21 protein-coding genes, 1 tRNA gene, 2 pseudogenes and 1 other annotated feature are annotated in these 25,032 nt (G+C 64.1%); of the genes and pseudogenes, 14 read left to right on the forward strand and 10 right to left on the reverse strand.

Annotated features, from left to right (window positions below; genetic code table 11):
- Nucleotides 1–175: 175 nt before the first annotated feature.
- Entirely contained in the window at nucleotides 176–706 is a 531-nt protein-coding gene (locus ACZ1JX_RS08935; RefSeq protein ID WP_465123216.1) for a hypothetical protein, read from the reverse strand.
- A 109-nt stretch (nucleotides 707–815) separates the two neighbouring features.
- Here ACZ1JX_RS08935 and ACZ1JX_RS08940 point away from each other — a divergent pair.
- A protein-coding gene (locus ACZ1JX_RS08940) for an IS3 family transposase (RefSeq protein WP_465123188.1) occupies nucleotides 816–2,044 on the forward strand; the annotation gives its coding sequence in 2 pieces (ribosomal slippage) (nucleotides 816–1,104 and nucleotides 1,104–2,044; 1,230 coding nt in all).
- Nucleotides 1,097–1,211: a sequence feature (AL1L pseudoknot), on the forward strand. Its footprint overlaps the gene before it by 115 nt.
- Nucleotides 2,045–2,119: 75 nt before the next feature.
- Nucleotides 2,120–2,788, forward strand: a pseudogene (locus ACZ1JX_RS08945) (DUF3800 domain-containing protein); the annotation flags it as partial.
- Between the two features lie 139 nt (nucleotides 2,789–2,927).
- Here ACZ1JX_RS08945 and ACZ1JX_RS08950 read toward each other — a convergent pair.
- Nucleotides 2,928–3,080 (reverse strand): annotated as a pseudogene (locus tag ACZ1JX_RS08950) (IS1595 family transposase); the annotation flags it as partial.
- A gap of 454 nt (nucleotides 3,081–3,534) precedes the next feature.
- Nucleotides 3,535–3,625 (reverse strand) — tRNA-Ser (locus ACZ1JX_RS08955).
- Between the two features lie 75 nt (nucleotides 3,626–3,700).
- Here ACZ1JX_RS08955 and ACZ1JX_RS08960 point away from each other — a divergent pair.
- The 3 genes from ACZ1JX_RS08960 to ACZ1JX_RS08970 all read left to right on the forward strand — a co-directional run bounded on the left by ACZ1JX_RS08960 (nucleotide 3,701) and on the right by ACZ1JX_RS08970 (nucleotide 6,233).
- Nucleotides 3,701–4,690, forward strand: coding sequence for a peptidylprolyl isomerase (locus tag ACZ1JX_RS08960; RefSeq protein WP_465123217.1), 990 nt, complete (start codon nucleotides 3,701–3,703; stop codon nucleotides 4,688–4,690).
- A complete protein-coding gene (locus ACZ1JX_RS08965) occupies nucleotides 4,687–5,007 on the forward strand; it encodes a DUF1905 domain-containing protein (RefSeq protein ID WP_465123218.1) in 321 nt (106 codons plus the stop codon). Before ACZ1JX_RS08960 ends, ACZ1JX_RS08965 begins: the two co-directional genes overlap by 4 nt.
- 191 nt (nucleotides 5,008–5,198) lie before the next feature.
- A complete protein-coding gene (locus tag ACZ1JX_RS08970; RefSeq protein WP_465123219.1) occupies nucleotides 5,199–6,233 on the forward strand; it encodes an oxidoreductase in 1,035 nt (344 codons plus the stop codon).
- A 330-nt stretch (nucleotides 6,234–6,563) separates the two neighbouring features.
- On the opposite strand, the gene ACZ1JX_RS08975 is transcribed toward ACZ1JX_RS08970, so the two are convergent.
- The 4 genes from ACZ1JX_RS08975 to dapA all read right to left on the reverse strand — a co-directional run bounded on the left by ACZ1JX_RS08975 (nucleotide 6,564) and on the right by dapA (nucleotide 11,099).
- Nucleotides 6,564–8,996 carry a hybrid sensor histidine kinase/response regulator gene (locus tag ACZ1JX_RS08975; RefSeq protein ID WP_465123220.1) on the reverse strand — a complete coding sequence of 811 codons (2,433 nt, stop codon included), beginning with the start codon at nucleotides 8,994–8,996 and terminating at the stop codon, nucleotides 6,564–6,566.
- Nucleotides 8,996–9,556: a DUF2062 domain-containing protein gene (locus tag ACZ1JX_RS08980; protein WP_465123221.1), complete on the reverse strand. Its 561-nt coding sequence runs from the start codon at nucleotides 9,554–9,556 to the stop codon at nucleotides 8,996–8,998. Before ACZ1JX_RS08980 ends, ACZ1JX_RS08975 begins: the two co-directional genes overlap by 1 nt.
- Nucleotides 9,557–9,663: 107 nt before the next feature.
- Entirely contained in the window at nucleotides 9,664–10,146 is a 483-nt protein-coding gene (gene smpB, locus ACZ1JX_RS08985; RefSeq protein ID WP_144907656.1) for an SsrA-binding protein SmpB, read from the reverse strand.
- A 71-nt stretch (nucleotides 10,147–10,217) separates the two neighbouring features.
- Nucleotides 10,218–11,099 carry a 4-hydroxy-tetrahydrodipicolinate synthase gene (gene dapA, locus ACZ1JX_RS08990; protein WP_465123222.1) on the reverse strand — a complete coding sequence of 294 codons (882 nt, stop codon included), beginning with the start codon at nucleotides 11,097–11,099 and terminating at the stop codon, nucleotides 10,218–10,220.
- Between the two features lie 109 nt (nucleotides 11,100–11,208).
- Here dapA and ACZ1JX_RS08995 point away from each other — a divergent pair, with 109 nt between their 5' ends.
- Nucleotides 11,209–13,218, forward strand: a complete 2,010-nt coding sequence (locus ACZ1JX_RS08995) for a lytic transglycosylase domain-containing protein (RefSeq protein ID WP_465123223.1) — start codon at nucleotides 11,209–11,211, stop codon at nucleotides 13,216–13,218.
- A 6-nt stretch (nucleotides 13,219–13,224) separates the two neighbouring features.
- On the opposite strand, the gene ACZ1JX_RS09000 is transcribed toward ACZ1JX_RS08995, so the two are convergent.
- Complete coding sequence (locus ACZ1JX_RS09000; RefSeq protein ID WP_465123224.1) at nucleotides 13,225–13,710, reverse strand: hypothetical protein; 486 nt, start codon at nucleotides 13,708–13,710, stop codon at nucleotides 13,225–13,227.
- A gap of 335 nt (nucleotides 13,711–14,045) precedes the next feature.
- Here ACZ1JX_RS09000 and greB point away from each other — a divergent pair, with 335 nt between their 5' ends.
- The 4 genes from greB to ACZ1JX_RS09020 are packed head-to-tail and all read left to right on the forward strand — an operon-like array spanning nucleotide 14,046 to nucleotide 15,835.
- Complete coding sequence (greB, locus tag ACZ1JX_RS09005) at nucleotides 14,046–14,537, forward strand: transcription elongation factor GreB (protein WP_465123225.1); 492 nt, start codon at nucleotides 14,046–14,048, stop codon at nucleotides 14,535–14,537.
- A gap of 10 nt (nucleotides 14,538–14,547) precedes the next feature.
- Nucleotides 14,548–15,177, forward strand: a complete 630-nt coding sequence (locus tag ACZ1JX_RS09010; RefSeq protein WP_465123226.1) for a phosphoglycerate mutase family protein — start codon at nucleotides 14,548–14,550, stop codon at nucleotides 15,175–15,177.
- Complete coding sequence (locus tag ACZ1JX_RS09015) at nucleotides 15,177–15,356, forward strand: DUF4169 family protein (protein ID WP_465123227.1); 180 nt, start codon at nucleotides 15,177–15,179, stop codon at nucleotides 15,354–15,356. Before ACZ1JX_RS09010 ends, ACZ1JX_RS09015 begins: the two co-directional genes overlap by 1 nt.
- Entirely contained in the window at nucleotides 15,353–15,835 is a 483-nt protein-coding gene (locus ACZ1JX_RS09020; protein WP_465123228.1) for a hypothetical protein, read from the forward strand. Before ACZ1JX_RS09015 ends, ACZ1JX_RS09020 begins: the two co-directional genes overlap by 4 nt.
- Before the next feature lie 115 nt (nucleotides 15,836–15,950).
- On the opposite strand, the gene ACZ1JX_RS09025 is transcribed toward ACZ1JX_RS09020, so the two are convergent.
- Complete coding sequence (locus ACZ1JX_RS09025; protein WP_465123229.1) at nucleotides 15,951–16,622, reverse strand: outer membrane protein; 672 nt, start codon at nucleotides 16,620–16,622, stop codon at nucleotides 15,951–15,953.
- 258 nt (nucleotides 16,623–16,880) lie between these two features.
- On the opposite strand from ACZ1JX_RS09025, the gene rlmN reads away from it, so the two are divergent.
- Nucleotides 16,881–18,170: a 23S rRNA (adenine(2503)-C(2))-methyltransferase RlmN gene (rlmN, locus tag ACZ1JX_RS09030; RefSeq protein WP_465126384.1), complete on the forward strand. Its 1,290-nt coding sequence runs from the start codon at nucleotides 16,881–16,883 to the stop codon at nucleotides 18,168–18,170.
- Between the two features lie 6 nt (nucleotides 18,171–18,176).
- Here the strand turns inward: rlmN and ACZ1JX_RS09035 are convergent, their stop codons facing one another.
- Complete coding sequence (locus ACZ1JX_RS09035; protein ID WP_465123230.1) at nucleotides 18,177–20,855, reverse strand: EAL domain-containing protein; 2,679 nt, start codon at nucleotides 20,853–20,855, stop codon at nucleotides 18,177–18,179.
- A 127-nt stretch (nucleotides 20,856–20,982) separates the two neighbouring features.
- Here ACZ1JX_RS09035 and ACZ1JX_RS09040 point away from each other — a divergent pair, with 127 nt between their 5' ends.
- The 3 genes from ACZ1JX_RS09040 (at nucleotide 20,983) to ACZ1JX_RS09050 (ending at nucleotide 25,031) form a co-directional block, all read left to right on the forward strand.
- The gene (locus ACZ1JX_RS09040) at nucleotides 20,983–21,780 is read left to right on the forward strand and encodes an alpha/beta fold hydrolase (protein WP_465123231.1); all 798 of its coding nucleotides are present in this window, start codon (nucleotides 20,983–20,985) and stop codon (nucleotides 21,778–21,780) included.
- Nucleotides 21,781–21,862: 82 nt separating this feature from the next.
- Nucleotides 21,863–23,173, forward strand: a complete 1,311-nt coding sequence (locus tag ACZ1JX_RS09045) for an FAD-dependent oxidoreductase (RefSeq protein WP_465123232.1) — start codon at nucleotides 21,863–21,865, stop codon at nucleotides 23,171–23,173.
- Between the two features lie 109 nt (nucleotides 23,174–23,282).
- Entirely contained in the window at nucleotides 23,283–25,031 is a 1,749-nt protein-coding gene (locus tag ACZ1JX_RS09050; RefSeq protein ID WP_465123233.1) for an N-acyl-D-amino-acid deacylase family protein, read from the forward strand.
- Nucleotide 25,032: the final 1 nt, after the last annotated feature.

Raw genomic sequence — 25,032 nt, forward strand, 5'->3', positions numbered from 1 at the left:
TGTGCACAAAATCAGACGCGTCATCTGATTCAAGTGGCTGTATTTAAGCCATTTCGTATTTTCGACCCCCGGTCGCTAATTCGCGGTTGCGTGAATTTTGGATCGGAGGCGGTTTCCCCCTCGAACCCTTTATAGTTTTACCCTCCCCCCCCGGGGGCGCGGAAATTCCCGCCAGTCAGGCCACCAACTCCGCGCCTGTCACCACTTCGCAGTCGGCTAATGCTCCCAGCCGCTCGGTGAGCCACGCCGCAGGGTCTGGGATCAAATTCAGGTTGAACATCGCGGTCCGGACCTTCTGACCGGATCCCTCAGGCCGGTAGGTCACCGCAGCCGAGGAGCGGGACATTTCGCTATTATAGAAGATCCTATAATAGCAATTTGTCCCGGTCCTCTGCCCGTCCTTCCGCGCCGCCTCGTAGTTTGGCCACAGGTCGGGGAAGCACTTCGCCCGGTCCGCGGCGTTGTCGAGAACTGCCCCGCGCACCGCCATCATGTCGGTGCGGCTGGGAACAAGGTCAGCCCAGTCGATCACCTCGTCTGCGGTGATGGGCAGGACGATATCCGTCAGCAGATCGACCTGAAGAGGGCTCTCGGCGGTGCGGTTGACACCCCGGCCCCGTCCCAGCGCCTGAACCAGTTCCGCCTCACAGATATTCCAACGGATGGCCTCTGCAATCGGGTCGGGATGATGTTCCCCCATGACCATGCGCGATCGACCATTAGGACGACGGATCACACGCTCGGTCAGCGGGTACCACCAGCTTTTGAACCGCCCCGGCTTTCCCGGAGGCTCCTATCTGTGAGAAGGAGCCACGATGAGCGCTACAAGGAACAAGTTCTCGCCTGAGTTTCGCGACCGTGCGGTGCGGATGGTGGAGGAGCACCGGGGAGATTACCCGTCGGAGTGGGCGGCGATGACGTCGATCGCCGGGAAGGTTGGCTGCACGACCGAGACACTGCGCCGCTGGTGCCGTGAGGAGGCGAGCCGACGAGCAGGGCCAGCGGCGCAGGCTGTCAGTGATCGTGATCGGGTCAAGGCCCTGGAGCGCGAGGTCAAGGAACTGCGCCGGGCCAACGAGATCCTTCGCAAAGCCTCGGCATATTTTGCGCAGGCGGAGCTCGACCGCCACGGCAAATGGTGATGTCGTTCATCGACGCTCACCGGAAGGAATTGGGTATCGAGCCGATCTGCCGGGAACTGGCAATCGCCCCTTCCTCCTACCACGAATATGCCGCCCGCCTTGCCGATCCCGGCAGGCGCCCCGCCCGTGTCCGGCGCGATGACGAGATGCGCGAGGCGATCAAGCGCGTCCACGAGAACAGCTTTGGCCTCTATGGTGCCCGCAAGGTCTGGCACCAGATGCGCCGCGAGGGGATCAAGGTGGCCAAGTGCACCGTCGAGCGGCTGATGCGCACCATGGGCCTGGCAGGCGTGCGCCGGGGCAAGACGACGGTGACGACCATCAGCAACCCCAAGGCACCGTGCCCGCTGGACAAGGTCAACCGCGAGTTCCGCGTCAGCCGGCCCAATGCGCTGTGGGTGGTCGACTTCACCTACGTCCATACCTGGGCCGGGTTCGTCTATGTCGCGTTCGTGATCGATGCCTTCGCCCGCCGGATTGTGGGCTGGAAGGTCAGCACCAGCGCCACGGCGGGCTTCGTACTGGATGCCCTGGAGCAGGCGATCCATGCCCGCAGGCCAAGTCCAGATGATGGCTTGATCCACCACAGCGACAGGGGCGTTCAATACCTGGCGATGAACTACACGCAGCGTCTGGCCGAAGCCAACCTCGTGCCGTCTGTGGGCAGCGTCGGCGACAGCTATGACAACGCCTTGGCCGAGACCATCAACGGTCTCTATAAGGCCGAGGTCATCTGGCGGCAGCGCTCATGGCCGAGCGCATCGGCCGTGGAAATGGCAACGCTGCGCTGGGTGGACTGGTTCAACAATCACCGCCTGTTCGGACCCATCGGGCACATCCCACCCGCCGAAGCCGAAGCCAACTACTATGCGGCCAACGAGACCCTCGATATGGTCGCATGACTCAATTGAAAATGCCTCCGGGAAAGCCGGGGCGGTTCACAGCCACCCGTTACGTTCTTTGGCGACGCCAGCAGCAAGGGCCATGATTTCATGGTGGCAGGCGGTTTTGCCGTTTCGTCTCACCGCATACAGGAAATCGAACAGAAAGTCGCCACTCTACGAGAAATAGCCGGTGTGAGTGAGTTCCACTGGTCTGAGTATTCAGGTGGGGCAAGCCGTGCCGGGTACGAGGCATTGGTCGATTATGCGTTCGAATTGGTAAGGAACGGTAATGCAGCCCTGCACGTGATCATTGCTCCGTTCAAAGGATATCGGCACAAAGCCAAGCCCGGTCAAAACCGGGATACGAGCGTCAACAGAATGTATTTTCAATTGCTCCTGCATCGCCCCGCGCGGTTCTATGGGAAAACCAGGCATATCCACGTTCGTCTAGATGGCGGCAGTGACTCAAAAGACATTTGCGAGATGCGTAACGAACTGTGCGCGAAAGCCTATCACCAGCACAAGACACGTCCCAACTGCATCCGCAGCCTGCAATCAATGCCGTCGCACGTATCGGGCATAATCCAAATGGCAGACGTGATACTTGGCGGTATCGCGGCTAAGAGAAACGGCTTAATTCACAAGACGGAAAAAGGCCCTCTTGCGGACCGCATTCTTGATAAGTCGGGTCATGGAGCTTGGCACTTGGACACTCACATCAACGCTCGAAAGCTCACAGTGTGGAATTTTAGCGGGAGTTGATGGGGTTACCCCGTAGCCTATCCGCAGAAAACTGCGTCACGGGCGCTCTGGCCGTATTCGGACTACGGGGGCCTAATCCTACTTATACCGATCAAATACGAACTCAAGCTGAACCGCATCCACCTAACTCAAGCGAGGGTCAGCTTGCCGAAACAGGCCCACCATAGCTCAGACGCTTGCCGATGATACCACGCAGAACATTCCCAGCGCGATCCTTATCGTTGCAACCGAGCGTTTCGCCGTTGTTATAGCGGAACTCATATTCGGCAAGGTAGCGGTGCAGGTGCTGTTCCAGATAAAAAGGTACTGTCACGCACTTCGACGCTGTGGACCCGTTCTGGGGTGTGCGTCGAAAGGATAAAGGGTTGTTCCTCTCGGCCATGGTCAGTTCGTACAAGTTGCGGTTAGGGCCGTTCGTTCCTGCCGTTGGCGTCGCCTGCAATCTGACCCGCTCGACTGTCAGCTATTATCGCCAAAGTGGTTGCGATACGCAGTTCGAGATCAGGAAGATTTACTGAACCCTTCGACTGCGCAGAATCGTGTGCATAGAGGAATCGTGGGTCCCATCTGCCAAGATTGGGGGGTGGCACCCCGGTGGGGTTCGGTAATGGCGATTTTCTGGAGGGGGTGGGGGCATCAAACTGCCCACCCACCGCTTGCACGGTTCGAACCCAATTCCGGTTGGTGGGTGGAAAGGTGGGTAGCTTGGTGGCTATGCTCGTAAGCGCCTGATTTTATTCAGGTGGTGGCGGAGCGGGAGGGATTCGAACCCTCGATACGCTTTTGACGTATACTCACTTTCCAGGCGAGCGCCTTCGACCACTCGGCCACCGCTCCGCATTGCTCTGGAAGTGCGCCCCTAGCGGCACATGATCGCTTTCGCAAGGCGTCGGTTCCTGCAATGATCAAGTAATGTCGATCCTCGCCTTTCTTGCCGCTGTCGCGGCCTCGCCTGCCCCCGCAACGCCGGTGCTCTCGCCTGGCGAAATCGTGGCTGCATCGCCCGCGACCGACTGGTCGCCGATTTCTCCGGACGACCTTCTGGTCATGGACCTCGCCCCCGAAGCTTCGGGCAAGCCACGCCGCGTCGTGTTCCAGTTGCTGCCCGATCCGTTCTCGCAAGGCTGGGTCGGCAATGTCCGCACGCTGGCCGCCACGCACTGGTGGGACGGGCTCTCGGTCTATCGCGTGCAGGACAACTGGGTGGCGCAGTGGGGCGATGGCGAAGGCGAGGACAGGCTGAAGGCCAAGCCCCTGCCTGAAGGCCTCGCCCGCGTGCCGCAGGAGCGCTACGTGCTGCGCCCCGAAGGCCCCGAACGCAGTGCCACGCATGAAGAACTCGACACCTGGCTTGCCACGATCGAAGGCACCCACGGCGCGTGGCATGCGCTGACCGGGAAAGGCGCCGCGATCAAGGATACCGACCCTTACGCCGACGAGACCTTCTTCTATCGCGGCTGGCCGCTTGCCGCCTCGCGCAAGGGGCCGAGCGCCTGGCCGGTGCACTGCTATGCCAGCATCGGCGTCGCCCGCGACGGCCCGCCCGATACCGGAACCGGCGCCGAACTTTACGCCGTGATCGGCCATGCGCCGCGCCAGCTTGACCGCAACCTTGCGGTGATCGGTCGCGTGATCGAGGGCATCCAGTACCTCTCCACCCTGCCGCGCGGGGCTGCGCCGATGGGCGTCTATGCCGATCCGGCAGAGCGCACGCCGATCATTTCGCTCCACCCCGCCGCAGAAGTGCCCGACCTCCCACCTTACGAATACCTCTCCACCGAAAGCCCCTCGTTCCGCCGTTATGCCGATGCGAGCGCCAACCACCGTGAGCCGTTCTATGTCCAGCCCGCCGGCGGCATCGACATCTGCAATCTCAAAGTCCCGGTGCGCCACCGCAAATGAGCGACGCTGCCTATGACGTGACGACAACGCTGTGGCGCTGGTCCGGCGGGGTCAATGGCGGCGACTGGTTCTTCGTCACGCTGGATGGCGCGGTGGGTGAAGCGCTCTCTGCCACGGCACTGATGCACCGCCTCGAAACGGGCCGCCGCTCCGGCTGGGGCTCGGTCAAGGTCGGGGTGCAAGTCGGCGATACCGAATGGCGCACCTCGGCATTCCCCAGCAAGGAGCACGGCTGGATGGTCCCGATCAAGGCCGCCGTGCGCCAGGCCGAAGGACTGGCTGAAGGCGAGCCCTTTGACCTGACACTCAAGTTCTAGGCCCCTTGCTCACCCCCGACCCCTCCCGCCTGCGGGAGGGGAGGCCAAACGCAGCGCAGCAAATCCAGCCCTACCGCAGGCGGGAGGGGCGCGAGACTTGGCCTTTCGCAGAAAGGCTTAGTCGCAGCGGGGTGGGCAATCCGCAGCCAAGACCGTAAACCCTGCCTTCCCGCCAACCCCAAGGACACCACGTGCCCCACAACGTCGCCCTCGTCGGCTATGGTTACGCCGGAAAGACCTTCCATGCCCCGCTGATCATGGCCGAACCCGGCTTGCGCCTTGCCGCCGTCGTCTCCAGCGATCCGGCCAAAGTTCATGCCGACCTGCCCGGAATGCGCGTCGAGACAGACATCGCCACCGTGCTTGCCGACCCGGCAATAGACCTCGTCGTCATCGCCACGCCGAACGACAGCCACGCCCCCCTTGCCCACGCCGCCATCGCGGCTGGCAAGGCGGTGGTCGTGGACAAGCCCCTCGCTCTCACCCTCGAAGATGCCCGCAGCATCGCGGCGCACGCCGCCGGGAAAGGCACTCTGCTCAGCGTGTTCCACAACCGGCGCTGGGACGGTGATTTTCTCACGATCCAGAGCGCCTTGCAGCAAGGCCTGATCGGCAAGGTTGCCCACTTCGAAAGCCATTTTGACCGCTTCCGCCCGCAAGTGCGCGATCGCTGGCGCGAGAACCCCGGCCCCGGCAGCGGCGTCTGGGCCGATCTCGGGCCGCACCTCGTCGATCAGGCGCTCTGCCTGTTCGGCCTGCCAAGGCGCGTGCTAGCCAGCCTCGGTGCCTTGCGCGAAGGCGCGCGAACCGACGACTGGTCGCATGTCGTGCTCGAATATCCTCGCCTGCGCTGCGTCCTCCACGCCGGAATGCTGGTGGCAGGTGGCTCCCCCCGCTTCGTCGTCCACGGCAGTTCCGGCAGCCTGGTAAAGCACGGCCTCGACCCGCAGGAGGCGCAACTGCTCGATGGTCTGCGCCCCGGCGCGCCGGATTGGGGCCGCGAACCGTCTCCCCTCACCCGCTACGATGCCGAGGGGCAAACCCATCCACTCGCCATGCATCCGGGTGCCTATCAGGCCTATTACGCCGGGATTGCGGCGGCTCTCGACGGTGCGCCGCTTGCCGTAACGCCTGAGCAGGCACTAGCAGTGATGGCCGTGGTAGAAGCCGCCGCCGAGTCCGCACGCACCGGCATGGCGCAAGCGGTCCCACCATTCCGGTTGTAAATCGCCTGTCCTACACGCCCGCATCCGGGGCAGGCTCCGCTGTGCTCCTTGAACCGTCAATCGCTCGTGCCTCACTGGACACTAAGCCTGCGCCCTTCGTACATCCGGCACGCAGGCTTGGGTCAGCGACTCACCACTGACTCGTCATTGCGAGCGAAGCGAAGCAATCCAGAGCGTGGCGGGTTGTGCTCTGGATTGCTTCGCTTCGCTCGCAATGACGAATGGGAAACATTCGGTCAGCATCCCCGAAAATCACCACGAAAAGGCCCCCGAAGTTTTCTCTCTGGACAGTGTAAACAGCGTAAACCCCTGTTCACATATGCGAACAGGCTATCGCCCGCGCAGCACCGTCTCCACCGCATCGCAGATCTGCTGGACCGAGAAGGGCTTGGCGAGGAAGTGCATGTTGGGAATGTCGATCTCGCGCCGCAACTGCTCCTCGGCATAGCCCGACATGAACAGAAACGGCAGTTCGGGGCGAAGGGTGCGAATCTCGCGGGCCATTGCCGGGCCGTCCATCGTCGGCATGACCACGTCGGAGACGACCAGATCGAAGCTGCCCTTGCCGATGGCTTCAAGCCCCTCCTCGCCGTCAGCCGCGGTCGTCACCTCATAACCCTGCCGCACCAGCGCGCGTTCGGCGACGGCCCGTACGGTGTCCTCATCCTCCACCAGCAGGATGCGCCCGCCGCCCGACCATTCGCGCTTCGGCTCGGCCGTAGTGCGCACCGCAGGCGCTGCTTCGGCGGCATCGGGAACGTGGACGGGCAGGTAGATGCTGAAGCGGGTGAACTTGCCGACCTCGCTTTCGGCAAAGATGAAGCCGCCCGATTGCTTGACGATGCCATAGACCGTCGACAGCCCGAGCCCGGTGCCCTTGCCCTTTTCCTTGGTGGTGAAGAACGGCTCGAAGATCTTGCCGATCTGCCCAGGCTTGATGCCATGGCCGTTGTCCTCGACGATCAGCGCGGTGTAGTCCCCCACCGGCAGAATCTCGCTCTTCATCGCGCGCACGTCGGCAGCGGTCACGCGCCGGGTCATCAGCTTGACCACGCCGCCGCCCTTGGCGCCTGCTGCGGAAAGCTTGTCGTTGATCGCATCGCGCGCGTTGACCGCGAGGTTGAGCAAGACCTGTTCAAGCTGGGTCGGGTCGGCCCGCACGAAGCCGAGATCGCGGTCGTGCGTAACTTCGAGCGTGATCTTCTCGCCGATCAGCCGCTTGAGCAGCGCGGAGACTTCGGCCACGACATCGGGCAGCTGGAGCACCTGCGGGCGCAGCGTCTGCTGTCGCGAGAAGGCGAGCAACTGCCGGGTCAGCGATGCCGCACGGTTCGAGTTGGCCTTGACCTGCTGGATGTCGTCATAATCGCTGTCGCCCGGCGTGTGACGCATCAGCATGAGGTCGCAGTAGCCGATGATCGCGGTCAGCACGTTGTTGAAATCGTGCGCGACGCCGCCTGCCAGCTGGCCCACCGCCTGCATCTTGGTCGCCTGAGCAATCTCGCGCTTGAGCCGGGTCTCTTCGGACGAGTCCTTGAGGCTGAGCAGCACCGCCCCCTCGCCAAGCCCGCGCACGCCGGCAAGGCTGAGCGAGACGGGCTCGTCAGGCGCAGCGCGAAGGCGCACGGCCACGTCGCCCGCCGTTGCCTGGCCCTGCGCGTAACGGCGCACCGCATCGAGCAGCGCGCCCTTGTCTTCCTTGATCACGAGGTCCGACGGGTACGGCGGCGGAATGCGGTCCTCATGTCCCGCGGCGCGCAGGAACGCGGCGTTGGCGAAGAGGAAGCGGCCATCGCGGTCGGTCATGGCAAGGCCGAGCGGCAGACGCGCCAGCAGCGCCTCGATCTGCGGCAGCCCCGCGCTCACTTCGCCGACGCCGCCCTGGCTGTCGATCAGCAAGAACAGCGAGGCGGTGCGCGCCGGGTCGATATTGGCGATGCCGTCGGGGTCGGCGACTGGCAGGTGGACGAGCTTGACCGGTGTGCCCTTGCGCCCCTCGCGGGCATAGAAGATGCGGTCGCTCTCGTCGCTGGCGAGGTAGGAGACGAAGTCCGCGCCGGTCAGATCCTGCGTGGCCGAGCCGGTGGCGCGCTGGGCGAAGGCGCTGTTGGCGGCGAGGATTGCACCGTCCGGCGCGACGACGGCGGACTGCAGCCCCTCGCGCGCCAGGGCACGGCCGAGCTTGCCGCCGATGTGCCCGGCCATGTCGGCCACGAGATCGTGGGTGACGACGGGCAGGAACCGCCAGACAAGAAAGTCCTCGCCCCGCCCTGCCCGCGACAGTTCGGCGCGCCATGTGCCTTGCGAGGACGCCAGCCCTTCCGCCGAGGCACTGCCATCGCGCCAGGCGGCACGGGTGGCGGCTTCGAGCAGTTCGGTCGAGGCGCGCTCCAGCGGCAGGCGCGGCGGCGCGGCGGCAGGGCCGAACCATTCGCCCATCAGCGCGTTGGCGCAGACCAGACGCCCGGCACGGTCGGTAATCGCGATGCCAACATCGCTGCGTTCGATCGCGGCGTTGGTCACCGACCAGTCCGGAATAGCGAACTCGGCTTCCGTCGCAACTTGCGGAGACCGGAACGCAAGACGCAGCGCGGCACCGATCACGCCTACGCCACCGACGAAGCCTGCAACCAGCAGGGGCTGGCCCGAGACCGCCCACAACACGCCAGCGCTCGCCAGCACGGCAGCGCCAAGCATCAGCCAGTCGCGCAGCGGCGCGGGCGCGTCAGGTACCGTCGCCGCCTCGCTGCCCGAGCTGGGCATCAGTCAGGGAAATCCCGCGCGGCGGCGCGGAGTTTGCGGACCTTGCGCTTGTGCGCGGTCCACCAGCGCCAGCCGAGTGCGGAGATGACATAGCCAATGCCTGCCGCCACCACCGAAATCAGGAACAGCCCGATGATCAGCGACGGCGCAGCATCGGTTCCGAGCCAGGCGAGCCAGTCGGAAATGCTCGCCCCCTTGGCGACAAGCGCGTGGACGGTCGAAAAATCGGCGTGGTAGCCAAAGCTGTTGCCCACCGCGATGGCGCCGGGGAGGAATACGAACAGCGTGGTCGGCGGGATCGAGATGAAGGTCATCAGCACGGCAAGCGGGATGTTGCCCCGGCACGGCACGCACATCAAGGCCGCGCCGACGATCTGCACGCCGGGGATCAGCGCGAAGATGCCGATGAACAGGCCAGCGGCCACGCCACGCGGCACCGAACGGCGGGTGAAGCGCCACAGTTCATGGCGCGCGGCGAGCGGACGGGCGAAGCGGTTCTGCTCCATCTGCTCGCGCGTCGGCATGTTGGCCCGCGCCCAGTTGACGATCCTGTCGAACATCGCCTGCTTGTTCTACCCGTTTCCCGTCCGCCCCGCCACGGGACATCACATCGCAACTAGACCGGAATTCCTTGCCGGTCGGTGAAGTGGATTACCGCTGAGGTGACTTAGCCGTGATCCTTCATGATCCGGGCCTTGTCCCGCTTCCAGTCGCGGTCCTTGATGGTGGCGCGCTTGTCGGCAACGTTCTTGCCCTTGGCGAGCGCGAGTTCGACCTTGGCGCGGCCCCGGCTGTTGAAATAGATCGACAGCGGCACCAGCGTCATGCCCTTGCGCTCCACCGCGCCTGTAAACTTGGCGATCTGCCGCTCTTTCAGCAGCAGCTTGCGCGGGCGCTTAGGGACGTGGTTGAAGCGGTTGCCATGGCTGAATTCTGGCACGTTGGAATTGACCAGCCAGACCTCGCCGTTCTTCACCTCGGCATAGCTTTCGGCGATCGAGCCTTCGCCGAAGCGCAAGGATTTCACCTCGGTGCCGGTCAGGCAGATGCCCGCCTCGTACTTCTCCTCGATGAAGTACTCGAACCGCGCCTTGCGATTCTCGGCGACGACTTTGGTCTTGTCGAATTCAGGATGTACGGGACGTGCCATGGTCCCGCCCATGTAGGCGCTGCCCCGACAAAGCGGAAGGGGAACTTCGCACTTTGTCGGGCAGCTGTTCCTCAGATCAGGCCAGCGTGCTCCAGCGCGGCATCGACCTTGGCGCGGGCTTCGGGGCTGGCGGGGACGAGCGGCAGGCGCAGCTCGTCGGTCAGGCCTTCGAACACGCGGCTGAGCGCGTACTTCACCGGCGCGGGCGAGGCGTCGGAGAACATCGCGTAGTGCAGCGGATAGAGCTTGTCGTTCAGCTCGCGCGCCTTTTCGAGATCGTTGGCGGCGCAGGCGGCCTGGAATTCGGCGCAAAGCTTGGGCGCGACGTTGGCCGTCACCGAGATGCACCCTACGGCCCCGGCAGCGTTGGCGGGGAGCGCCAGTTCATCATCACCCGAAAGCTGGCAGAAGTGCTTGCCGATGCCCATCCGGTGGTCGGTCACGCGCGAAAGGTCGCCGCTCGCGTCCTTGATTGCGATGATCTTGTCCGGATAGCGCTTGGCCAGTTCGCACACCGTTTCGGGCAGGATGTCGGTCACCGTGCGACCCGGCACGTTGTAAAGCACGATCGGCAGGTCGTTGTGCTCGGCAAGGTAGCTGAAGTGGGCGATGATGCCCGCCTGGCTTGGCCGGTTGTAGTAGGGCGCAACGCAGAGCGCAGCCGAAGCGCCGCACTTCTTCGAGAAGTTCATGTGCAGCAGCGCGTTCATCGTGTCGTTGCTGCCGCAGCCTGCGATCACTGGCACGCGGCCCGCTGCCTGTTCGACGCAGACTTCGATCACGCGATGGTGCTCGGCATTGGACAGGGTCGATGCCTCACCGGTAGTGCCGCAGGGCACCAGCGCGGACGAGCCGTTCTCGATCTGCCAGTCGACCAGGCGGCGGAAAGTTCTCTCGTCAAACGCTCCATCGCGAAAAGGAGTCACAAGGGCCGGAATCGAGCCGGAAAACATGGACAATATCCCTCAATTTATCCCATAGTCGTGTTCGGCTTACGACGAGCCGAACCCGGCGGGGGTCTGTTCAGCGCCTGATAAGGAGCCGCTCCATAGTATGTCCGGCATGGACGTGAAAGCCTTGATGTTGCGATGGGGTCTGGCCGGGGTGCTGTTGCAGACGGTTGCCGCGTCGAGCGCGGTTCACGCAAGCGGTGCCGATGGCGCGGACGGGTCCGACTGGGACCGGGCGCGGGCCAATCTGGTGGCCGGTCAAGGCGGGCCGATGATGGCGGCGGTGGAGCGGTGGAAGCTGCTCTCCAGTTCCAACCGCTTCGGCTTTTCCGATTATTCGAGCTTCGTCCTGTCCTATCCGGGCTTTCCGGACGAGGAGAAGCTGCGTCGCTATGCCGAGCTTTCGCTGGAGCGGGACTTTGCCGATCCTTCGCGCCTCGTGGCCTATTTCAGCCAGAAACCGCCGCTGACCAACCTTGGCCGCGCGCAATATGCGCTGGCTTTGACGCAGCTTGCACGGCCTGAGGCGCGCGAGGCGGCGCGGGCGGCATGGCGTGGTGGAGCAATGACCGATGCTGCCGAGAGCGCGCTGTTCTCGGCCTGGGGCACGAGCTTTACGGCTGAAGATCACGATGCGCGGATGGACGCGCTGCTGTGGGCAGGTGCGGCGGATCAGGCGGCGCGGCAGATCGTGTGGGTCAGCCCCGCGCGCAAGGCGATTGACGGGGCGCGGCTGGCGGCGATGCAGGGGGGCGATCCCTATGCCCTGCTGGCAGGCGTGCCCGCGCAGCATTTCAACGCCGATCCGGGCTTCATCTTCCAGCGCGTGCGCCAGTTGCGCAAGAGCGGACAGGGTGCGGCGGCACGCGATCTGCTGGCCAATCGTCCATTGCTGGCAAGGCAACCGCTCGACCGTGAAAAGTGGGTCGAGGAACTGCTGGTCAATGCGCGGGGCGCGGCCACATCAGGCGATGCGCGTGCGGCGATGCGGATCGCGGCGGGGATCGATGACGCCTTTGCGCCGGGCGAGGACGTCAGCCAGCTGAACTACGGGCTGCGCGATGATTACACCTCGCTGATGTGGCTTGGCGGCACGCAAGGGTGGTTCAACCTTGGTGACTATGCGGGCGCGGCGCCGCTGTTCTGGCGCTATGGCGCGGCTGCGCGGACGCCGGGGACGCGCTCGAAGGGGTTCTACTGGGCTGGCAAGGCCGCGGCGCGAGCCGGTCAGCAGGACGAGGCGCGGCGCTATTTCGAGATGGCGGCGCAGTATGGCGACCAGTTCTACGGGCTGCTGGCGCTGGAGCGGCTGGGCCGTCCGGTGCCGCAATATGCGACCGACTCTTCGGTCCAGCCCTCACCCGACGAGCGCAGCCGGTTCTACAGCCAGCCGCTGACGCTGGCCGTGCGCGAGGTTGCCCGCAATGGCGACTGGAAGACGACCGTGCGCTTCTTCAAGGAAGTGGCAGAGCAGCAGCAGAGCGAAGCGCAGCACATGATGGTGGCGAACCTTGCGCGCGAGCTGGGGCGGCGCGATCTGGGCGTGATCGTAGGGCAGGCAGCGGCCGCACGCGGCTACCTCGATTTCCAGCACATCGCCTTCCCGCTGATCCCGGTGCCGCCGGGTTATGAGGCCAAGTGGACCAGCATTCACGCGATCAGCCGTCAGGAAAGCCAGTTCGCGCAGAACGCCGTCAGCCATGCCGGCGCGCGGGGCCTGATGCAGCTCATGCCGGGGACGGCCAACGAGCAGGCGGGCAAGCTCGGCCTGTCTTACAACGCCTCGGCTCTGACGCAGGATGCGGGGTATAATCTGCAGCTCGGCTCAGGCTATTTCCAGCGGATGCTCGATTATTACGGCGGTTCGTGGCCACTGGCGGTTGCAGCCTATAACGCGGGGCCGGGCAACGTGAACAAGTTCCTGCGCGCCAACGGCGACCCGCGCAAGGGCGAGATCGACTGGATCGAATGGATCGAACGCATCCCGCTCTCGGAAACCCGCAACTACGTCCAGCGCGTGCTGGAAAACGCGGTGGTCTATGAGGCAATGAACCCGCAATATGCGAGCTATCGGGGGAGCAATCCGATGAGCTACTTTATTGGCAAGCGGGAGCCGGGGTGAGTGGGTTCACCTGCACAGCTTTGACGTGGGCTGCCTGACATATACCAGCCGTGTGCCATCCGAAGCATATATCTCAAAGCGTCCGGAATACTCGCGAGGATGCCTAATTCGGTTTCGATTTTTTCCTTCTTCAGGAAGAAGCGACCAGAAGTAACCGATCCCCCTTGCCTGTTCGAAGTGGTACTTCCCGTCTGCTTGGAGTTTGGGCTGCAGGGCTGGCCTGACGCTTAGCTGATAACTCGTTTTTGATTGTTGCGGCTCGTAGCTCAATCTTCGCGCATCAGGCTCCGCGATGCGGATTGTCGACAATCCGATTTCGAGTGGCGGAGCCCCGGGTGCGGCATAGCAACCAACGACCATGCTGGGTTGAATCTCTTCTCTTTGCACAAACAACGCGATGAACACCATGGGCACAACCACCGCCCCCATGGTCAATGCGAAGAAGGTGATGCGAACGCGGAGGGGAACGCCAGAGAGGATACTTGATGCCATTGCTAAAATCATACAGCGGCTTGATGGCGTAACAACCGCAGACGTCGCTGAAATGGCATCAGCGAACGGCCTGTTCCTTGGGACTTGCAAGGAAAAGCGGGATCCCGGGTCGAGCCCGGGATGACGGGGTTGGTGTTAAGATAGCAGTTATTCATCCTCCCTGTTTTTGCGGAGCACAAATGGGGAGGTGTCAGCGGCGTAGCCGGTGACGGAGGGGTTCTTCGTTTCTGCCCCCTCCACCAGCCGCTGCGCGAGCGGTCCCCCTCCGCATTTGTCCTGCGGAAAAATGGGGTGGATTTGTTGTTTCGACCAACATCATCGCCCACAAGCGCCTCATGAAGCCTGACGGTCACCCCATTACTCCCGCCGGATTTGCCGCCTTGCGCGCGCGGTACGATCATCTGCTCGGCACCGAACGGCCCGCCATTGTCGAGATCGTCAGCTGGGCTGCGGGCAACGGCGACCGGAGCGAGAACGGCGATTATCTCTATGGGCGCAAGCGGATGCGGGAGATTGATCGGGAGCTGGCGTTTCTGGCGCGGCGGATGAAGGCGGCGCGGGTGGTCGATCCCCGGGCGCAGGAGGACCGGACGCGCGTGCTGTTCGGCGCGACGGTGGAGATTGCCGACGAGGACGACAACCGCCGCGTGCTGACGCTGGTGGGGGATGACGAGCAGGATGCCTCGAACAACCTGATCGGCTGGAGCGCGCCGATTGCCAAGGCCCTGCGCGGGGCGCGAGTAGGCGATTTGCGCGTGGTGCGGCTGCCTTCGGGGGAGAAGGAGTGGGAAATCATGAGCATTTCCTATCCCGACGCCGCAGGCTAAAGCCCTGCCCATGAAACGCGGTCGCTTCTATATCATGCGCCATGGCGAGACGGTCTATAACGCGACGCGTCGGCTGCAGGCGAACCACATCCATACGCCGCTGACCCGGCAGGGCTTCGAGCAGGCCGTCGCGATGGGCTGTGCGCTGCGGCGCGAACTGGGCGAGCGGCCGCAGGTGACGCTGCATATATCGGATACCGGGCGGGCTTTGCAGACGGCGGCGCTGATTGCCGAGGAGCTGGGGCTCGACTGGTTTTCAGGGCGGCGGACGCTGGATCTCAAAGAGATCGACATGGGATCGTGGTGCGGGCGGTCCTATAGCGACGTGGAGGACGAAGTCGGACCGATCGTGGTGGAAGACCACCTGCTGCGCCCTGCCCCCGATGGTGAGGACTACCCGATGATTGCGGCGCGGCTGAACCGCTGGCTTGATGGGCTGGAGGATGACAGCGGCGATCACATCGTGGTGATGCATGGCATTTCGAGCCGGGTGCTGCGCGGCATCATGGCGGGCTATCCGGTGCATCCCGTGCATGGCGCACCGATTGCGCCCTCGCTGGTGCAAGGCTCGATCGCGCTCGTGGAGGATGGCGCGGAGAGCGTGCTGTTCGGATCGGAACGCGGGATCGAACACGCCTGATGGGCGAGGTCGTGAACCTTCGTGCCGTGCGCAAGGCCAAGGGGCGCGAGGCGCGGGCGGCGGAGGCGCAGGCCAACCGGGCGAAGTTCGGGCGGACCAAGGGTGAGAAGCTGCGCGAGGTGCAGGAGGCCGAGCGGGCGGCGAAGGTGCTTGAGGGCGCCAGACGGGAGGAGCCGTGAGGAAGCTGCTGCTCCTGGCGGTTCTCGCCCTATCTGGCACCGCAATCGCGCGCGACAGCCTGGGCGTGTTCGGCGCCTGGGGCGCGTTCCGCGATCCGGGCGTGCCACGCTGCTATGCGATTGCCATGGCCGAGAAGGTGGCGGGGCGCGAGCAGGCGTTCCAACCTTACTTTACCGTGGGGTACTGGCCAAAGCGCGGCATTCGTGGCGCGGTGCATGTGCGGCTGGCGCGGCGGCTGGCGGCGGGATCGAAAGTGATCGTCTCATTCCCGGAAGCCAACTTTGCGCTGCAGACGGGGCAGGCCGATGCCTGGCCGGTTGACCAGACCGCCAACGCCGGGATCGTCGCGCAGATGCGCAGTGCCGGGAGCATGGTGGTGATTGCCAAGGGTGCGGATGGGCGCTCGTTCCGGGATCGCTATGTGCTTGAGGGTGCGGCTTCGGCGATGGATGCGGCAGCGTTGGGGTGTGGGCGGTAGGGTTTCGTATCGTCGTAACAGGCCCTCCCCCGGCCCCTTCCGCCTGCGGCAGGGGAGGCAGCGAAAAGGGCGAGCCTTGCGGCCCGCCCTTCCCGTTTTGCTTCTGGCGTGACGATTAGAAGCGCACGCCGACGCCTGCCGTCACCGAGTGACGGTCGGTGTCGATGTTGAAGCGGCTCGAGTCCGGCGTGTCGCCGTTGAAGTCGAATTCGCCCTTGCTGTAGTTGGCGTACTTGTATTCGAGCTTCACGAACGCGTTGCTGCCGACCTTCTGTTCGACGCCTGCGCCGACGCGATAGCCATCGGTGTCGAGACGCTGGCGAAGATTGACGGTGCCGTTGGTGCCCTGAAGGTTGTAGCGGGCGTTGCTGTAGCCGCCCTTGACGTAGACCATCGTGCTCGGGCTCATCGCGTAGCCGAGACGGGCGCCCACGTAGTACTGGCGACCGGCTTCAACGCGGCCGAGGTTGAACACGTTGGGCTGGTCGTTGTTGTTGTCCCACTTGGCGCTGCTGTCGGTGATTTCGGCTTCGACACCGGCGACAAGGTTGGTGCCCAGCGGGATGTCATAACCGATCGCACCACCATATTCGACGCCGTCGATCGACTGCTTCAGGTCGCGGGTGCCATCGACATCTTCGGTGCTGCCCGAGCGGTTGTGGTCGTAACCGACAAGAGCTTCGGCATGGAAACCGCTGAACGCCTCGGCGGGGGTGGCGTCCTGCGCGAACGCAGGAACTGCGGCGAGCGCGGTGCCGGCGGCGAGGATTGCGCAGATCTTTTTCATGTCAGACTCCATTCGAAACATAGGCTGCCGGTTCTCGTTATCGTTGCGACCCGACAGTGGTTCTCCGAATGCGTGGGGAAGCGATCCGGTTTCATGAACGTGAGACAACAAGAAACCGTGATATTTCAGCCACATCTCTTGCGACGATATGGTAGCTGGAACCGATGAGCCGGGGGAACAGGATGGTCTGTGCGACGTTCGCGCGAGCTGGTTCGCAGCCTGTTTGCTTGTGCGGGCGGCTCGCACTATATGCGCGCGATGCAGTGCTCAGCCGATCCCAGCCCTTCCCTGCCCGCCAACATGCCGATTGCAGGCCACTTCGATCCCGTGCCTGTGCCGCGCGAGGTGACCGCGCGCGAGGATGGCCGGGTCGACCTGATCGGGTTGACCAAGAAGCAGATTGCCGGACTGTTCGAAGCTGCAGGGCTGGACGCCAAGGCGGCCAAGCTACGCGCCAAGCAGGTGTTTCACTGGCTCTACCATCGCGGCGTGACCGATTTCGAGGCGATGACAGACATCGCCAAGACCATGCGGCCGTGGCTGGCCGCCCGCTTCGTGATCGGGCGGCCGGAAATTGTCGAGGCGCAGGTTTCGACCGATGGCACGCGCAAGTGGCTGCTGCGTACGGCCGACAACCATGACTTCGAGATGGTGTTCATTCCCGACGCGGACCGGGGCACGCTGTGCGTTTCAAGTCAGGTGGGCTGCACGCTCAACTGCCGGTTCTGTCACACCGGCACGATGCGCCTGGTGCGCAACCTGACGCCGGGCGAGATCGTCGGGCAAGTGATGCTGGCGCGCGATGCGCTGGGCGAGTGGCCCAAGGCAGGCGGCACGATGGCGGGCCTCGATTTCGATGACGACGACGAGGATGCCGCCAGTGCCTATACCCCGGATGGCCGTCTGCTCACCAATATCGTGATGATGGGCATGGGCGAGCCGCTCTACAATTTCGATAATGTGCGCGATGCGCTCAAGCTGGTGATGGATGGTGATGGCCTTGCCCTGTCGAAGCGCCGCATCACGCTTTCGACCAGCGGCGTGGTGCCGATGATGGCGCGCGCGGGCGAGGAGATCGGCGTGAACCTTGCCGTCTCGCTCCACGCGGTGACCAAGGACGTGCGCGACGAGATCGTACCGATCAACCGCAAGTACGGCATCGAGGAACTGCTGCAGGCCTGTGCCGACTACCCCGGCGCTTCGAATGCACGGCGGATCACGTTCGAGTACGTGATGCTCAAGGACAAGAACGACAGCGACGAGGACGCGCGCGAGCTGGTGCGGCTGATCAAGCAGTACAAGCTTCCGGCCAAGGTCAACCTGATCCCGTTCAACCCGTGGGACGGCGCGCCTTACGAATGTTCCAGCCCCGAGCGGATCAAGAGCTTTGCCAAGATCGTGTTCGACGCAGGCATCAGTGCTCCGGTGCGCACCCCGCGCGGGCGCGACATCGATGCGGCTTGTGGACAGCTGAAGACGGCTGCGGAAAAGAAGAGCCGCGCAGAACTCGACCGGCTGGCGGAAGAAAAGCAGGCTGCGCTGGGCTAACCCGCCTCAGCCGACCTTGCGCTGGACGACCGCTTCGGGCTCTGACGTCACGGGTGGCTTTCCGGCGACAGCGGCAATGCGGCCGCCTTCGTCAAGGCGCAGCGGCATCGAGAACTCGACGCCCATGCGATCATCGCTCGACCAGCGGCAGGTGGCGGTCACGGCGTGATTGTCGGCCAGCAGCACGCGGAAGATCGTGCCGGGGGGCACGTTCCACAGCCCTTCGATCAGCGCGCCGGTCTGGCTGATGTTGCGGACCATGGCGTTGTAGCGATGGCCTCCGTGATCCAGCACGACCTTGCGCAGCATCGACTGGCGCGCTGCGCGGGAAGATCGAGGGCCCTGCGCGATGGCCATGAGACCGGTGGAAAGGCGCGCGGCGGCATTCATGGCCGATAGCGGACGCTCGTAGATGTAACCCTGCACATGGCTGCAGCCGAGCATGCGGACGAGATCGAGCTCGTCGAGCGTTTCGACGCCTTCTGCCGTGGTTTCCATGCCGAGCGCTTCGGCAAGGCTGACGATCGAGGCGATGATCGCGCCGTTGCGGCTGCCGGGCTGGGTCGCACCGCGCACGAAGGACTGGTCGATCTTGATCTTGTCGAAGGGCGCCGAGCGCAAGTAGCCGAGCGAGGAATAGCCGGTGCCGAAATCGTCGAGGGCAAGGCGGACGCCGATGGCCTTGAGCGACTTGAACATCTGGTCGGTGCCCTCATCATCGTTGAGGAAGACGCTTTCGGTAATTTCCAGTTCAAGGCGCTCGGCAGCAACCTGGGAACTTGCCAGCGCATTGGTGACGACGATGGGCAGCGAGGGGTTGGCGAACTGCAATGGCGAGACGTTGACCGCGACACGCACGTTCTCAGGCCAGCGCGAGAGGTCCTGGCAGGCGGTGCGCAAGGCCCACTCCCCGATGGGGGCAATGAGGCCGGTGTCTTCTGCGATGGGGATGAACCGGGTCGGGCTGATCCAGCCATGCTGGGGGTGGTTCCAGCGCAGCAGCGCCTCGAAACCGGTGATCTTCTCGGTCGCTGTCTGGACGACCGGCTGGTAATAGAGCTCGAGGCCGCCGTTGGAGACCGCGTCGCGCAGGTCTTCTTCCATCTGGCGGCGCTCTTCGGCGTCGCTGTGAAGGTCGGCTGCGTAGAAGTGATAGCGACCGCGCCCGCCATCCTTGGCGGCATAGAGCGCAAGGTCGGCGTTGCGGATCAGGGCTTCGCTGGTCACGCCGTCGTCGGGCGCGAGTGCAATGCCGACCGATGCGCCGATCATCACGCGGCTGCCCTCGATCGAATAGGGCTGGGACAGGCTCTCGATGATACGGTGTGCAAGGTGACCGAGCTGCTCGCGCTCGATCTTGCCGGGCAGGATCACCTGGAATTCGTCACCGCCCAAGCGGCCGACGCGGCCCATCTTGCCGACAACACGCTCGAGCCGCTGGGCAACCTGCTTGAGCAGGGCATCGCCCGCCGGATGGCCAAGAGTATCATTGACCTGCTTGAAGCGGTCGAGATCGAGCAGGAAGACCGAGCAGGCGCGATGGTGGACCTGCGGGGCGAGGAGGATTTTCTCCAGCGTCTGCGACATGCGGAAGCGGTTGGACAGGCCGGTCAGCGAATCGTAGTGCGCAAGGCGCGAGGCGTGCTCCTGCGAGCGGCGCTTTTCGGTGAGATCGGTGCCCGAGCCGCGGAAGCCGGTGAAGTTGTTGAAGGTGTCGTAAGTCGGGCGGCCAGTAATCGACCACCAGCGCTCTTCATCCGAGGTTGCCGCGCGCACGGCCAGTTCGCTGAAGCTGGAGCGGGCCGAGAGGTGGAAGGCAAGGGTGCGCTCGCCCTCGCCCGATTGCTCGGTCAGGTTGAACAGTTCGGAGAACGGGCGACCGATGAGGTCCGGCACCTTGCGTCCGAGAATCTCGGCAACGGGCGTGGAGAGGTAGGTCAGCTGACCGCGCCGGTCGGTTTCCCAGAACCAGCCCTGCCCGGTTTCCTCGTAGTCGGCGAGGATTTCCTGCGCACGGGTCTGTGCGCGCTGGTCGCTCTCCACTTTCTCGCGCAGGAGCAGGTCGATCTTGCGCTGGCGCAGATAGGCGACGATGGCGATGGTCACGCCGATCGCAAGCGAGAAGTAGCCTCCGAATGTGCTGGCAACGCAGGTTATTCCCGACCAGATCGATACCTGCGAGGCCAGAACGCCAAGCAGGCGTCCGGACTGGACAACGGTTGCGAGAAGCGAAACCGTAGCGACCGCGACAAGGCAGTAGAACCAGTCAACCTGCCCCGAACTGCCCCAGACGCCCATAGCCGAGCCAAACAGGAACATCGGCAGCGCGACGGCGAGCCCCATCGCAATCATGCGCTGGCCGGTCTCCATCTGCCGTGTTTCTTCCCGGCGCACGGCCAGACGCGAAAGATGGGCAGCAATCGCAGCCATAACGGCGAGAAGTGCGGCAAGGGTCTGTGGGATGACGAGGTTGTAGGCTGCAATTGCGATCGGAATCAGCAGCATGGGAATAGCCATTTGCGGCCATTCCGGCGCGACCAGCCGATTCGTCGGGTCGCTGCCGAACAGGAAGCTGGCCCCGGCTTCGCGGCTCGCCGGAACGGGCACGCGCTCGCGCCGCCGGGTGCGGGCGAAATCGCGTTTGGCTCCTTCCTGCTTCGTTTCGGCGGCAACTTCTGCGGACATATCCGCTTTCTGCACCGTCGGGCTTTGAGAAACCGTTAAGCTCACACCATTGAGGTGCTTTTGCTGCGACTGCGAAGGTGCTAGGCCGCAGTTGGAACGTGGGGGTTCAGTGTCGGATACAGTTGATATGGCAATGATCGGCGTCGCCGGACGCAGGCTGCACCTCGCGCGATGGCATGAGGGCAGGCGAAGTGCACATCGCCCTTTGCTGATGCTCAATGGCATCGGCATGAATCTCGAGCTACTGGAGCCCCTTGCCCGCGCGCTGCCCGAGCGCGAGGTGATCTGCTTTGACATGCCCGGTATCGGCAGTTCGCCCGATCCGATCCTCCCTTACACCATTCCGAGCATGGCGCTGACTACTGCGGCACTGCTGGACCGGCTGGGCATCGACGAGGTCGACATTCTCGGGATCAGCTGGGGCGGCGCGCTGGCCCAGCAATTCGCGTTCCAGCATCGCGCCCGCACTGGCCGCATCGTGCTGGCCGCAACGGCTTCAGGTGGTGCGACGATGGTGCCGGGCAACGCTTCGATGCTGGCCCACCTTGCCGACCCGCGCGAATACACGGTCGAGAGGACACTCAGGCGCAACCTCGCCTCGATCTACAATGGCGGTGGCAGCGGCAAGGTCTCGCTCAATGCGGCAAAGGCGCCCTCGCCGCTTGGCTTCTCCTACCAGATGATGGCCTTTGCGGGCTGGTCGAGCGTGCCGTTCCTGCCGCTGCTCAACATGCCGGTGATGGTCATGGCCGACGAGGAGGACCAGTTGGTCCCGCCGTCCAACGCGCATTTCCTGCACAACGCCATCCCGCACAGCCGGATCGAGATGTTCCACGGCGGCGGACACCTTTTCATGCTTTCGCAGCGGGACCGCTTCATCGACAAGCTGCGCGACTTCCTCGACGAGGATATCCACTACGGCTGACACGCCCCAGCCTCTCCCCGCTTTCCTTTTGCCGGTCAGGCGATAGCATCGCGCAAAGACTCGAAAAGGCTGAGGAGAGGCCATGCGGCATATCGCGATCGTCGGTTCAGGACCGGCCGGGTACTACACCGCAGAGGCCGCGCAGAAGCAGTGGGGCGACGATGTCCTGATCGACATCTTCGACATGCTGCCGGTGCCATACGGGCTGATCCGCTTCGGCGTTGCCCCCGATCACCAGTCGATCAAGGGCGTGACGCGCAGATACGAGCAGACCGCTCTGGCGGACAACGTGCGCTTCGTCGGCAACGTGAAAGTCGGCAGCGACGTTTCGATTGCCGAACTGCAGGACCTGTATGATGCGGTCGTGCTGGCGACCGGCGCGCCCCGGGATCGGGATATCGGGGTACCTGGCGATCACCTGAAGAACGTCTTCGGCAGTGCGGCCTTCGTCGGCTGGTACAACGGCCACCCGGAGTTTGCGGCGCTCGATCCCGATCTTTCCGGGCATACCGCCGTGGTCATCGGCATGGGCAACGTCGCGCTCGACGTCACCCGCATTCTTGCCAAGACCCGCGAGGAGTTTGCCGGAAGCGACATCGTTGCCCACGCGCTGGAAGGGCTGATGGCGTCGAAGATCCGGCGGATCGTCATTCTCGGTAGGCGCGGGCCGCACCAGATCATGATGACGCCCAAGGAACTGGGCGAACTCGGGCACCTTTCGCGCACCGCCCCGTGGGTCGATCCGCGCGATCTGCCCGAGGAAGCGGAAGATGCGCTGCTGGAGCCGGGCATCCGCAAGTCGGTCACGCACTTGCGCTCCTTTGCCGCGATACCGGAGAGCCATCGCGCCGATCTGCCGCTTGAAGTTGAGTTCGACTTCTTCGGCGCGCCGCGCGGGTTGCTCGGTGAAGGCAAAGTGCGGGCAATTGCGGTGGAGCGCACGCGTATCGAAGCGGGGCGCGCGGTCGGCACGGGCGAGTTCTACGAAATCCCGGCCAATCTGGTGGTTTCTTGCATAGGCTACCAGACCTCGCCGATCGAGGGCGTACCATTCGACGACCGGGCGGGACGCTTTGCCAATGACGAGGGGCGCATCCTGCCAGGGCTCTATTGCGTCGGCTGGGCACGGCGCGGACCTTCGGGGACGATCGGGACCAACCGACCGGACGGGTTCGGCGTGGTCGAAATGATCGCCGAGGACTTACCCTACGGGAGCCGCAAGGCCGGACGCGCTGGCTTCGACTTGCTGGCCGCAGCGCGAAAGCTGGACATCGTGAGCTTCGACGACTGGAAGAAGATCGAGGAAGCCGAGGAGCAGCGGGCTCGCGATGATTCTCCGCGCGAGAAATTCGTCGATGTCGAGGAAATGATCCGGGCCAGCGGGCACGATTGACGGTTTGGCTACCGGCGATTGACCCCGAGGCAAAGCTCTGACTTAATCGCACGGTTAACGCGACAGGCCGCCGCTGTGAGTCGGCCTGCGTGGGAGAAGGAGCAGGCCAATGGCTGTCTATGACCTCATCATCCGCAATGGCACGATTGTTGATGGCACCGGCGCGCCACGCTTTACTGGTGACGTCGCCATCAAGAACGGACTGATCGCCGCTGTCGGCACGGTGCGTGGCGATGCCGCCGAGGAGATCGATGCAAGCGGGCGCGTGGTGGCACCGGGCTGGGTCGACGTCCACACGCACTATGACGGGCAGGCCACGTGGGATCCGGAAATGGCACCGTCCTCGTGGCATGGCGTGACCACGGTGGTCATGGGCAACTGCGGCGTGGGCTTTGCCCCTGCAGCGCCCGACCGGCACGACTGGCTGATCGGCCTGATGGAAGGCGTTGAGGACATTCCCGGCACCGCGCTGGCTGAAGGGATGAAGTGGGACTGGGAAACCTTCCCCGAGTATCTCGATGCGCTCGAGAAGATGCCACGCGCCGTGGATATCGGAACCCATGTCCCCCACGGCGCAGTGCGCGCCTATGTGCTGGGCGAGCGGGAGAAGCCGGGCGCTGTCCCGACCGCCGACGACATCCGCAAGATGGCCGAGATCGTGGAAGAAGGCGTGCGCGCCGGGGCTCTGGGCTTTTCCACCAGCCGCACGGTGATCCACAAGTCGGTTGATGGTGAAGTGGTGCCGGGCACGACCGCAACCGCTGAGGAACTGATCGAGATCGGCCGGGCGATGGGGCGTGTCGGTCATGGCGTGTTCGAGATGGCTTCGGACATGAAGCGCGAATGGGACGAGTTCGGCTGGATGGGGGCATTAAGCCGCGAAACCGGCCTGCCCGTGACTTACGCCGCACTCCAGTCGATCGCCAAGGAACTGCCGCTGGAGGAACAGATCGCCGAGATGCGCCGCCAGAACGCGCAAGGGGCGAACATCGTCGCGCAGATTGCGCTGCGCGGGAACGGCGTGGTCATGGCGTGGCAGGGAACGATCCATCCCTTCCGCTTCCGCCCGAGCTATGCTGCGATTGCCGACCTGCCTTGGGATGAGCAGCTTGCGCAGCTCAAGGACCCGGCGTTCCGTGAAAAGGTGCTTTCGGAAGCCAACGTCTATCCGGAGAGCGACATCATCGGTCTGCTGATGATGATCTCGCAAGGGTGGCACAACCAGTTCATCATGGACGACGGCTTCGACTACGAGCCTCAGGCCGAGGCCAGCATCCTGGCCAATGCGAAGGCGGCAGGCGTCGCGCCTGATGCCTATGCCTACGACAAGCTGATGGAGAATGACGGCACCGGGTTCATCTACCTGCCGATCCTCAACTATGCCGATGGCAATCTCGATTTCCTCGAGGCCTTGCAGGCATCGGACGACACGGTGAACTCGCTGTCCGATGGTGGCGCGCACTGCGGCACGATCTGCGACGCGGCGAGCCCCACCTTCATGCTCGAACACTGGGTGCGCGACCGCAAGCGGGGCGGCCGCATCAGCCTCGAGCACGCGGTGAAGCGGCAGTGCCACGACACGGCACGGCTCTACGGCCTCGACGACCGTGGCATCCTGGCTCCAGGCTACCTTGCCGACATCAACGTGATCGACTTCGAGAACCTGAAGCTGCTCAAGCCCTGGCTGGCCTTCGACCTGCCGGCGGGCGGCAAGCGCCTGCTCCAGAAGGCGGAAGGCTATGACTACACGATCAAGGGCGGCAAAGTGACCTTCCGCAAGGGCGAATGGACAGGCGCGACGCCGGGCGGGCTGATCCGCGGGCCGCAGCGCGCAGATCTGCTCGAAGCTGCAGAGTAAA

The organism is Novosphingobium sp. BL-A-41-Hi4A-0G, from assembly GCF_055521735.1.

Coding starts and splice junctions, on each gene's coding strand:
- ACZ1JX_RS08965 (WP_465123218.1), top strand. CDS start 4,687: ATGAGCGACGCTGCCTATGACGTGACGACAACGCTGTGGCGCTGGTCC.
- ACZ1JX_RS08960 (WP_465123217.1), top strand. CDS start 3,701: ATGTCGATCCTCGCCTTTCTTGCCGCTGTCGCGGCCTCGCCTGCCCCC.
- greB (WP_465123225.1), top strand. CDS start 14,046: ATGAAGCCTGACGGTCACCCCATTACTCCCGCCGGATTTGCCGCCTTG.
- ACZ1JX_RS08975 (WP_465123220.1), bottom strand. CDS start 8,996: ATGCCCAGCTCGGGCAGCGAGGCGGCGACGGTACCTGACGCGCCCGCG.
- ACZ1JX_RS09010 (WP_465123226.1), top strand. CDS start 14,548: ATGAAACGCGGTCGCTTCTATATCATGCGCCATGGCGAGACGGTCTAT.
- ACZ1JX_RS09040 (WP_465123231.1), top strand. CDS start 20,983: ATGGCAATGATCGGCGTCGCCGGACGCAGGCTGCACCTCGCGCGATGG.
- ACZ1JX_RS08935 (WP_465123216.1), bottom strand. CDS start 706: ATGGTCATGGGGGAACATCATCCCGACCCGATTGCAGAGGCCATCCGT.
- rlmN (WP_465126384.1), top strand. CDS start 16,881: ATGCAGTGCTCAGCCGATCCCAGCCCTTCCCTGCCCGCCAACATGCCG.
- ACZ1JX_RS09000 (WP_465123224.1), bottom strand. CDS start 13,710: ATGGCATCAAGTATCCTCTCTGGCGTTCCCCTCCGCGTTCGCATCACC.
- ACZ1JX_RS09045 (WP_465123232.1), top strand. CDS start 21,863: ATGCGGCATATCGCGATCGTCGGTTCAGGACCGGCCGGGTACTACACC.
- ACZ1JX_RS09035 (WP_465123230.1), bottom strand. CDS start 20,855: ATGTCCGCAGAAGTTGCCGCCGAAACGAAGCAGGAAGGAGCCAAACGC.
- smpB (WP_144907656.1), bottom strand. CDS start 10,146: ATGGCACGTCCCGTACATCCTGAATTCGACAAGACCAAAGTCGTCGCC.
- ACZ1JX_RS08980 (WP_465123221.1), bottom strand. CDS start 9,556: ATGTTCGACAGGATCGTCAACTGGGCGCGGGCCAACATGCCGACGCGC.
- dapA (WP_465123222.1), bottom strand. CDS start 11,099: ATGTTTTCCGGCTCGATTCCGGCCCTTGTGACTCCTTTTCGCGATGGA.
- ACZ1JX_RS08995 (WP_465123223.1), top strand. CDS start 11,209: ATGGACGTGAAAGCCTTGATGTTGCGATGGGGTCTGGCCGGGGTGCTG.
- ACZ1JX_RS09025 (WP_465123229.1), bottom strand. CDS start 16,622: ATGAAAAAGATCTGCGCAATCCTCGCCGCCGGCACCGCGCTCGCCGCA.
- ACZ1JX_RS09050 (WP_465123233.1), top strand. CDS start 23,283: ATGGCTGTCTATGACCTCATCATCCGCAATGGCACGATTGTTGATGGC.
- ACZ1JX_RS09015 (WP_465123227.1), top strand. CDS start 15,177: ATGGGCGAGGTCGTGAACCTTCGTGCCGTGCGCAAGGCCAAGGGGCGC.